This window comes from Nocardia sp. NPDC050710, from assembly GCF_040654375.1.
Lineage (GTDB): Bacteria > Actinomycetota > Actinomycetes > Mycobacteriales > Mycobacteriaceae > Nocardia.
Window position 1 is genome coordinate 60,577 of sequence record NZ_JBFAHV010000002.1, and the last position, 10,696, is coordinate 71,272.

General features: G+C 67.1%; 5 protein-coding genes. All 5 read left to right on the plus strand.

The annotated features are described in order from the left end of the window. Positions 1-4 precede the first annotated feature (4 nt). From AB0H61_RS06310 to AB0H61_RS06330, 5 genes are read left to right on the plus strand one after another with little or no spacing between them, the layout of a single operon-like run. Positions 5-958: a methionyl-tRNA formyltransferase gene (locus AB0H61_RS06310; protein ID WP_357300041.1), complete on the plus strand. Its 954-nt coding sequence runs from the start codon at positions 5-7 to the stop codon at positions 956-958. After that, positions 958-1,713, plus strand: coding sequence for an alpha/beta fold hydrolase (locus AB0H61_RS06315; RefSeq protein ID WP_357300044.1), 756 nt, complete (start codon positions 958-960; stop codon positions 1,711-1,713). The genes AB0H61_RS06310 and AB0H61_RS06315 overlap by 1 nt, the downstream gene beginning before the upstream one ends. A 26-nt stretch (positions 1,714-1,739) precedes the next feature. Next, complete coding sequence (locus AB0H61_RS06320) at positions 1,740-3,068, plus strand: polyketide synthase (protein ID WP_357300047.1); 1,329 nt, start codon at positions 1,740-1,742, stop codon at positions 3,066-3,068. Then, the gene (nbtC, locus tag AB0H61_RS06325) at positions 3,061-6,144 is read left to right on the plus strand and encodes a nocobactin polyketide synthase NbtC (RefSeq protein ID WP_357300048.1); all 3,084 of its coding nucleotides are present in this window, start codon (positions 3,061-3,063) and stop codon (positions 6,142-6,144) included. The genes AB0H61_RS06320 and nbtC overlap by 8 nt, the downstream gene beginning before the upstream one ends. A 12-nt stretch (positions 6,145-6,156) precedes the next feature. Continuing rightward, positions 6,157-10,683 carry an amino acid adenylation domain-containing protein gene (locus tag AB0H61_RS06330; protein WP_357300051.1) on the plus strand — a complete coding sequence of 1,509 codons (4,527 nt, stop codon included), beginning with the start codon at positions 6,157-6,159 and terminating at the stop codon, positions 10,681-10,683. Positions 10,684-10,696 lie beyond the last annotated feature (13 nt).

Here is a 10,696-nt window from a genome sequence, read left to right on the forward strand (position 1 = left end):
TTTCATGCGTATCGTGTCGTTCGGATTCCAGACCTGGGGTCGCAGGACACTCCAGGCCCTGATCGACTCCGAGCACGAGGTGGTGCTCGCCGTCACCCATCCGGCAAGTGAACACGCGTACAAGGGGATTTGGTCGGATTCGGTCGAAGAGCTCGCGCACGAGCACGGCATCCCGGTGCATCTCACCGAACGTGCCGACACCGAGACCATTGATCTGGTGAAACGGGCCGAGCCGGACGTCATCGTCGTCAACAGCTGGTACACCTGGATGCCCGCCGAGCTGTACAACCTGCCCCCGCACGGCACGCTGAACCTGCACGATTCGCTGCTGCCGAAATTCACCGGATTCTCCCCGGTACTGTGGGCGCTGATCAGCGGCGAATCCGAGGTCGGCCTGACCGTCCATCGGATGGACGAGGGCCTCGACAGCGGCGATATCCTTGTGCAGCATTCGATTCCGGTGCGCCCCGGCGACACCGGCACGGAGCTGGTGTTGCGCGGTATGGAGCTGATCCCGGGTGCGCTCGCCGAGGCACTACACCTGCTGGAATCCGGCACGGCGGTATGGCGGCCGCAGAACAGCGCCGAGCGGACCTATTTCCACAAGCGTAGCGATCGGGACAGTCTCATCGACTGGCGCTGGGACGCGGTCGAGTTGGAGCGTTTCGTACGGGCCTTGTCCGATCCCTACCCGAATGCGTTCAGCTACTACCGCGGTGAGCGGATTCGGGTGGTGGCCGCAGCCGTCGCCGATATCTGCTTCGGCGGTACTCCCGGCCGGGTTGTCGTCCAGGACGGCAGGGCCGCGGTGGTGGTCGGCGAACAGGCATATCGCGGTCGCAACCGCGGCCTGATCATCGAGCGGATTCGCACCGAAGACGGCTGTGAATACGACGGTGTCCAATTCTTTTCCCGCGGTGGCTATCTCACCGACACCCCTGACGCAGGAGCTTTGTGATGTCGAAGAAACTCGGGTGGATCAGAAGATTCCACAAGCCGGCGTCGGGAAACTGTCCACCGCTGCTGATCTTTCCGCATGCGGGTAGCGGCGCCTCGACCTACCGCAATTTCTCGAAGGCGCTGAGCAAGCATTTCGACGTCATTGTCTTCCAATATCCGGGACGGCAGGACCGGGCTGCCGAACCTCCCGCTACCGGCCTGCCCGAGCTCGCCGCCGGTGCACTCGCGGAATTTCTTGTATCCGAACAGAACCGCCCGGTGCCGATTACCGTCTTCGGGCACAGCATGGGCGCGGTGACCGGATTCGAATTCGTCCGCCAGGCCGAAGCGGCTGGTATCCAGGTGGCGCTGCTCGCGGCGTCGGGTGCGGTCGCGCCGTACCGGGTCGTGGATATGCCGCCGCACCCCACCGAGGACGAGGCCCTGCTCGATCACCTCGCCGCGCTCGACGGCACCGGTGCGGACGTGCTGGCCAGCCGGGAGATCATGCGGATGGCGCTGCCCGCGCTCAAGGCCGACTACGCGGCCTTCGATGCCTATGTCTGTGAGCCGGAGGTGGGGGTCCGGGCCCGGATTCACGCACTGGGCGGCGCGGACGACGAACATGTCACCGCGCGACACCTACACGAATGGGCGAAGCACAGCGCCCATGACATCGCGGTCAGTCTTTTCGACGGCGGCCATTTCTATGTGCACGACCACGTCGCGGACATCGTGGATCTGCTTACCACCGAAGTTCTTTCCGCTAGTTAGATTTCCGTTCGTACGTAAGGTCCAGCATGAGACGCTCCGTTTCGGGGAATGAAGATCACATTGTCATCACCGGAATGGCGGTGGAAGCGCCAGGGGGAATCGATACACTCGGTGAGTTCTGGTCCGCCCTGGCCGAATCCAGGGAGCTGATCGGACCCCTCCCGCGCGATCGAGAATGGCCGCTCGACGAACTGTTCGCGCTACACCGGCTGGAGGGCTGGGGTGCGGTCCCGGACGCCGGTGGATTCCTCACCGGCGCTACCGAATTCGACCCGCAGTTCTTCGGTATCACTCCCCGCGAGGCGATCGCCATGGACCCGCAGCAGCGGGTGGCGTTGCGGGTGGCATGGCGGGCGCTCGAACACGCCGGGATCAATCCCGGCGGTCTGGATGGAGCCGAGGCGGCCTGCTTCATGGGCGCCTCGGTTACCGAATACGGTCCGCGGGCCGCGGAAGTGAACGACTACAACGGCTATCGGGTGGCGGGCACGGCACTCGGCGCCGTGGCCGGGCGCATCTCACACAGCTTGGGGCTGGTCGGTCCGTCGGTGACGGTGGATACCGCGTGTGCGTCATCGCTGACCGCGCTGCACCAGGCCGTCGCCGCGGTGCGCGAGGGCGAATGCGACTGGGCGCTGGCGGGCGGCGTCTGCGTGATGGGGTCACCGGGTGCGTTCTATGAGTTCGCCAAGAACAACGCGCTGGCGACCGACGGTCACTGCCGCGCTTATTCGGCCGGCGCCACCGGCACCGTTTGGGGCGAAGGCGCCGGGGTTGTCGTGGTGGAGCGTGAGTCGCGGGCCCGTGAGCTCGGGCACCGGATCTACGGCCGGGTGCTGGCCACCCGGATCAACCACAACGGCAAGGGTGCACCCATCGTGGTGCCGAGCGCGCGGGCCCAGGAAACGTTGGTGCGCAAGACCATTGCCGCGGCGGATATCGATCCCGCGCTGGTCGGGCTGATCGAGGGACATGGCACCGGAACCCCGGTGGGCGACCCGCTGGAGCTTGCCGCTCTGTGCGATACCTACGGTGCCGCGACCGAGCGAGAACGCGGCCCACGGCTCGGTTCGGTGAAAACGAACCTCGGGCACGCCCAGGCCGCGGCGGGTGCGCTCGGCCTGATCAAGGTGCTGCTCTGCGGTGCGCGCGGGCAGATCGCGCCGAGCCGCTACGCGGACGATCCGGCGGACTCGGTGCAGTGGGCCGAGACCGGCCTGCGGCTTGCCGACACACTCGAAACCTGGCCCGCCCGGGAGGGTTTCCGGTACGGGGCCGTTTCCTCGTTCGGCGTCGCGGGCACCAATGCGCACGCCATCGTGGCCATGCCAGTAGCGGAGGAGATCCATGCCTGACTACCGCCTGCCGGACGGCACCATCCCGGTGCTGCTGTCCTCCGAAACCGCCGACGGCATGCGTGCCGAGGCTGCGGCGCTGCGCTCCTATCTGGAGAAATATCCGCAGGTGACCCCGGATGCCGTGGCGGACATGCTGTTTCGTACACGGATTGCCCGCAAGCGGCGCTCGCTCGCCATGGTCAGCACGCGTGAAGAACTGCTCGCCGCACTTGACGCCGTTGTCGCCGATACCGCACATCCGGCCGTGGTCAGCACCGTCGGCGCCGCGACCGCGCGCCGGATCGGGTTCGTCTTCCCCGGCCAGGGCAGCCAGCGCCCGGGGATGGGCACACTGTATTACGAGCTGTCGCCGGAGTATCGGGCCGAGGTCGACGCCTGCGCGGCGATTCACCTCGAGCGCTACGGCCATGAACAGCCGCTGCACTATCTGCTCGGCACTGCCGGGAAATACGAGGAAGCGGTCTGGGAGGTCCAGCCCGCGTTGATGTTCCACATGACCGGGTTGGCCGCGATGTGGCGTGCGGCCGGAGTGCGCCCGGTGGCGACTGTCGGGCACAGCCAGGGCGAATTGGCGGCGGGCGCGGTATCGGCGGTAATGACCCGTCGTGACGCGGTGCTCGCGGTAACGCATCGGGCCCGGTTGGTAGAACGGATCGCGCCACGCGGCTATTCGATGGCGGTGCTCGGGATGGATCGCGAGGAATGCGAGCAGTTGCTGGCTCGCCATTCCGGATGGGCCGAGCTTTCTGTGGTCAACGCGCCGCATATCCTGGCCATCTCGGGTGATCGGGAGACCATTGTCGAGATGGTGGCGATCGCGGGGGAGCGGGGCAGATTCGCGAAGGAGATCCAGGTCGCCTATCCGGCCCACACCTCGATCGTGGCGGAACTCCGCGAGGAATTCGTGCGGCTGCTCGGCGACGAAATGAGCAGCCCGACCTTCCATCAATCCGAAATTGCCTGTTACGGAGCCACTCTCGGTACCGAAATCACCCCCGATCTGACGCATGAGCACTACTGGTATTGGAATCTGCGCAATCGGGTTCGCTTCGACCGCGCCATCGTCGCGGCCGCTGCCGAGGTCGACACCTTCATCGAGATCTCCGAACACCCCATGCTGCAGCTCGCCGTGCAGGAGAACCTGACCCTGGTGCCCCCGGATCCGGTGCGGGGACCGAGGGACTTCCAGGTCATCGGCACCTCGCTGCGTACCGCCACCGGACTGCGGGAATTCACCCGTAATCTGGCCGCAGTCGCGGTGAGCGATCTGAACTACCCGTGGGAGAGTCTTCGGATCGATTCGGGCGCGCGGCCGCGGCTGCCGCTGCCCGATTTCCCGCACACGGTCACCAATCCGAAGCGGCTCTGGGCGGCCTATCGTCCGGCCGTTTCCATTGTGCCCGCCCCCGCCGCGGTCGAGCCCGTACGGCTGGTCGAAGAGTGGGCCCGGCTGTCCCGGCGTACCTTGATCGCGCCGCGGACCGTGCTGGCGGTGGGTTCGAGCGATGATCGTTGTGCCGAACTCCGTGCCGCACTCGAACTTCGGGCCGGGCGGCATGGTGCGACTGTATTCGGGAGTGGCGTCGTGGATCTCGACTCCACCGCAACCCCGGACACAGTGCTGGTACTGGTTCCGCCGAGTGCTGCCGTCGACCAAGCGGCCGCCGTCGCCGAATTCGCCGATTTCGCCGCGGATACGTCGTGGCGCTCGGCGCTGGGCGCGGGGATCACCGAATGCTGGTTGGTGACCACGGGCGCGGAAGCGGCGCGGCAGCAGGATATTCCGGCACCGGCACAGGCCGCGGTGGCCGCGGCCTTCCGAAGCATCGCGCTGGAACATATCGGCGTCGCATTCCGCCACCTGGATCTGCCGCCGGATGCCGTCGCGCAGCCGCCGAATGTGTTGGCAGACCGGATTCTGGACGCGATACATCTCGCGCAGGAGCCGGAATTGGCGGTGCGCGAGGGCGCGCTGTACGCGAAGCGCCTTGTGGTGGACCACCAATCGACGGCCGCCGCCGTCGTACCGCGCGAAGCGCTCATCGTCGGCGGCACCGGACATGTCGGATCGGCATTCTGCGCCGAACTCGTCCGCGCAGGCGCGGCCCGGGTCACCCTGGTGAGCCGTCGCGGTGAGACCGAAGCCTTCGGCCCGCGGCTGCGTGAGCTCCGCGCGCTCGGCACCACCGAAATCGATGTGGTGGCCTGCGATATCACCGATGAGACGGCGGTGGCCGCATTGGCGGATCGATACGGTGCGGGAGCCGTGGATGTCGTCGTCCACGCGGCCGTCGACTACGTGTACTCGACCGAAACCGAAGCCTCCGATGCCGTGACGGCCTCGGCCTCGAAGGTACTCGGCTTGGAACGGGTGTTGCGGCTGGTACCGCAGACCCCCGATTGCCGTGTCCTGCTGTGCTCTTCGTTCGCCGCCACGCTCGGTGGTGTGGGCCAGGCCATGTACGCGGGTGCCAACCGCATGCTGGACAGTATCGCGCAGCGGCTGCGCGCCGAAGACCGCCATTGCACTTCGGTGCAGTGGGGATTGTGGGTTCTGCCCGCACAGGCGGATGCCGCGGTGCGGACCAGGATCGAGGGTTCGGGGCTGCTCCCCATGGCCGAGCCCGCCGCTGTCGCCGCGGGACTCGCCGACCTTCCCGCCAACAGCATTGTGTTGTCGGCCGATTGGACGCGATTGCGCGGTATCGCGGAGGCGGTCGGGTTGGCGCCGGTCTTCGATCCCGCTCTGGCCGAACTGGAGAGAACCGCCGAACCGCCGACTCCGGCCGAAAGCGCCGCACCCGCACCAATTGTCACGTCCACCACGGACGAGGGCACATTGGCCGAGCAGATGCGCCGCGAACTCGATCGGGTCATCTGCGGCGACGGCCCCGAGGCCATCGACGGCTCGGTTCCCTTGGTGGCATTGGGCCTGGACTCGTTGCAGACGCTGGATCTGCGCAAACGGATTCAGGCCGAGCTGAACCGCGATCTGCCGGTGGCCGCGATCATGGGCGGCGCGTCGCTGGACGACGTCGTGTTGCTGATGTCCGAGAACGAGAACAAAGGCTGAGGAGTCGGCTTCATGTCGCAGAACACCCAGGCGCCCGCCCCCGAAATCGAGGACGTTCTCGCACTGAGCCCGCTACAGGAGGGTCTGTTCTCACTAGCACGGCTGGCCGGGGACGACGATCTGTACGCCATGCAATTCGTGGTCGAATGTGCCGGTCCGGTCCGAGTGGACGTGCTGCGGCACAGTGTCGAGGTAATCCTGCGCAGGCACGGCAACCTGCGAGCCTCGTTCTGGGATCGCGATCTGCCGAGGCCGGTGCAGATCGTGCCCACCGCCGTCGAGCTGCCGTGGTCCGAATGCACCGCGACCGCGTCGGAATTCGATGCTTTCGCGGCGGCGGAGGCGCGTCGCAGCTTCGACTTGGCGCACGGTCCGCTGCTGCGGGTGGTGTTGGTTACCATGCCGGACGGCGTGCGCCGCATGATCGTCACGGCGCACCACATCCTGATGGACGGCTGGTCGCTGGGCGTGTTCTTCCGTGAGCTGTTCGCGCTGTACCAGGCGGGCGGCTCGGCCGATGTGCTGCCCGCGCCCCGGCCCTACCGCGACTACATCGGCTGGCTCGGTGCTCGTGATACCGAGGCCACCACTCGCGCATGGGTCGACTATCTACGGGATCTGACGCCGCTCATAGTGGCCGAGCGCGCCGAGGATACTGTGAATACAGTTGCGCCTCAACTGCATCCCTTGCATCTCGGAAAGAGGGAGACCGACCGCCTGCAGCGGTGGGCGCGCGAGCACGGGCTGACCATGAATACCGTGGTGCAGTTCGCTTGGGCGGTGCTACTCGGCCGTCTCACCGACCGGCGCGATGTCGTCTTCGGCACCACGGTTTCGGGCCGACCGGAGGAGCTGGCCGGTGTGGACACCATGATCGGCCTGTTCATCAACACCATACCGGCCCGGGTCCACTGGGACGGCAAGGATTCCGAAGACGACGGTGTGGTGCGGATGTGCGCGCGGCTGCAGCGCGAGTCGGCGATGCTGCGCGATATCGGCTACCTCAGCTTGTCCGCCATCCAGCGTGCGGTCGGGCGCGGCACGCTTTTCGATACCCTCTTCGTCTTCGAGAACGCGCCCGTCTCCGACCTACTGAAACCGATCGACGCGGGCGACGGCGTCAGCTTTCGGCCGATCGCCTCGGAGAGCCTGACCCACTATCCACTCGCGGTGGTATCGCATGTACTCGACGGCGAATTGACGGTGGTCGTCGAGGCGGTGCCAGGGGTGCTCGGCCCGTTGTCCGCACCCGATCTCGCGCGGCGGCTCGTCTCGGTGCTGGGTCAACTGCCCGAAATCGGTTCGGCGGGACCGGATGCACTGGATGTGCTGCTACCTCATGAGCATCCGCGGATGCCGACCGAGGCCGTTGCGGAGGTGCGTGGTGCGACGGTGCCGGAGCTGTTCGCGCGCCAGGTCTCCGCCACACCGGATGCCTTGGCGCTCAGTACGGAGTCCGAGCGATACAGCTATCGGCAGCTGGCGGCGGACGCGCGAGTACTGGCCGACGGGTTACGGGCCCGCGGTATCGGTACCGAAGACGTTGTCGCCCTGGCGATGCCGCGATCCGCAGGGTCGATCGTAGCGATTCTCGCCGTGCTCACCGCGGGCGCCGCCTACGTCCCGATCGACCTCACCCTGCCTGCCGCTCGCATCGAATCAGTTCTGCGACAGGCGAATCCGCGAATAGTTCTGATCGATTCGGTCGGCCCCGGCACGCTCGGCGAGACCGCGGTCCCGGTCTGCACCGTGGACGAACTGCGCCACGCCGAACCCGGTGCGAATATTGCGTCGCCGCGCCCCGAGCAGAGCGCATACCTGATCTTCACCTCGGGCTCTACCGGAGAACCCAAGGGCGTTATCGGTACTCACGCGGCGCTGACCAGCTACTTCGCCGATCATCGGGATCGGGTGTATCGGCCCGCGGTCGCCAGGCTGGGGCGGACGCTGCGCATCGCCCACGCCTGGTCCCTGAGTTTCGATGCCTCCTGGCAGCCACTGGTCGGGCTGCTCGACGGACATGCGGTCCACCTGTTCGACGCGGAGGAGATGCGAGACGCGCGGCGGCTGGTCGACGGCATGACCCGCCACGGGGTGGACATGATCGACACAACGCCGTCGATGTTCGGACAGCTCGCGGCCGCGGGTTTGGTGGCCGAGGATCGGCCGGGTGGCCCGCTGCCGGTGCTCGCGCTCGGCGGCGAGGCCATCGGTGTTCCGCTGTGGCAACAGTTGTCGGCACTCCCGCACACCGCCGTCTACAACTGTTACGGCCCCACCGAGACCACGGTCGAAGCGGTGGTGGCCGCGGTGACCGACGCCGAGCCCGAGCCGGCCATCGGTGCACCCGTGACCGGGATGACCGGTTATATCCTCGATTCGAGGCTGCTTCCGGTTCCGGACGGTGTGCTCGGTGAGCTGTACCTGTCCGGAACCCAGGTCGCACGCGGCTATGTGGGTCGGCCGGGTGGTACCGCCGACCGATTCGTCGCCGATCCGTTCCGGCCCGGTCGGCGGATGTATCGCACCGGAGATCTGGTGCGGCGCTTACCTTCCGGCAGTATCGCCTACCTCGGCCGCGCCGATGATCAGGTGAAGATCCGTGGCTATCGCATCGAGATCGGCGATATCGATGCTGCCCTGCTGGCCAGGCCGGGCGTCACGGCCGCCGCGACGGTAGTCGTGCGACGCACCGGCGGCCCCGCCTTGGTCGGATTCGTGGCGGGCACGGATCTCGATGCCGCCCAGGTGCGTTTCGGACTTGTCGACCGACTACCCGGATATATGATCCCGCAGCGCGTCGTCGTTGTGGACGGGTTGCCGGTGACCGGCAATGGCAAGCTCGACACCCGTCGCCTTGCCGACCTCGCTCGGGATGCTCTCGATGAGTCCTCGGCCACGGGTGTCGCGCCACGCACCGAAACCGAACACACCCTGTGCGCGGCCTTCGCGGCGCTGTCCGGCGGGCAGACGCCGGGGATCGACGACGACATGGTCGAACGCGGTCTCGACAGCATTGTGGCGATCTCACTGGTAAACGCGGTACGCGGCGCCGGTCTCGCGGTCACCCCGCGAATGGTCCTCGGCGCGGCCACCATTCGCGAGCTGGCCGCACAGATCGATGCGAGCGACGCACCGCGGCGGGCCGCGGACTCCGACGGCTACGGCCCCGTCGGACCGGTGCCGATCGTGTCGTGGATGTACGAATACGGCGGATACCGCAGGCTCGCGCTGAGCACGCTGATCGAACTGCCGACAGGTATCGATCGACCGCGGCTGGAAGCGGTGCTGCAGGCGCTGCTGGACGGTCACGACATGCTGCGGTCGCGCTTCGAGCCGACGGCCGATGGCTATGAGCTGCACACTCGGCAACCGGGCAGTGTGCGCGTCGGCGAACTACTGCGAGTCGTCGCGGCCACAGACGATTTCGAAGCCACCGTGGCCGCGCACGCCCGCGCCGTTGCGGACGAGCTGGATCCGATGGCGGGTGATCTGGTGCGCGCGGTGTGGTTCACCCGGCGCGGCGGCGATGTGCTCTTGCTGCATATTCACCATCTCGCCGTTGATCCGGTGTCCTGGCATGTCGTCTTCGCCGACCTCGCCGCGCTGTGGGCGCAGGTCGAGACCGCAGCACCGGCCGTGCTCACCCCGCCGGTCGAGTACACCGGCTACCGGCGGTGGGCCCGACTGCTCCGTGAGCGTGCAGGTCTTCCTGAAGTCATCGGTCAAAGCACCTACTGGATCAGCCAATCCGCAGCGCCGGATCCGGCGCTCGGAGTGCGACGACCCGATCCGAGCACCGATACCTGGTCCTCCTACCGGATCAGCCCGGTGAACGTCACGGCCGAAACCACCCGGAATGTTCTGGAGCAATTATCCGGTGCCCGCGGCGTGCGCGAATTCCTTCTCACCGCGTTGACCATGGCGCTGGCAACCTGGCGCGGCGAACGTGGACAGGATCCGGCGGCGGGGGCCTATCTCGCGCTGGAGGGTCACGGCCGCGAGGATGCGGTACTGGGCGACGATGTCGATACCTCACATACCGTCGGCTGGTTCACCAGCGTCTTCCCGGCGCGGCTCGGAGCCGGCGCCATGGCAGTGGATGTCGCGGCGGCGCAGGCGGATCCGGCTGCGGCAGCGGCACTGCTGGATGCGGTGGTCGCGCATCTTGCCGCGATCCCCAACAACGGTATGGACTACGGCCTGTTGCGCTACCACCACGCAATCCCCGAATTGGTCTCGGCGTCCGAACCGCAGGTGCTTTTCGACTATCTCGGCCGCTTCGACCTCGCGGGCGCAAATCGTGCCTGGGCACCGGTCACCGATCCCGCATTGCTGCAGCGACTTCCATTGGCCAGCGAGCCGGATTTTCCGTTGCGCTATGCCCTCGATGTCATTGCGGCGGTGCACCCGGGCCCGGACGGCCCGCAACTCGCCACCCTGCTGCGCTGGAGCGAGGCCGTTTTCAGCCCCGAAGACGCGGACCGGCTTGCCGCTGTCTGGGACGAGGCCATCGTCGCACTCGCCCGCGCGCTGTAGTGCGCGCCCCAAG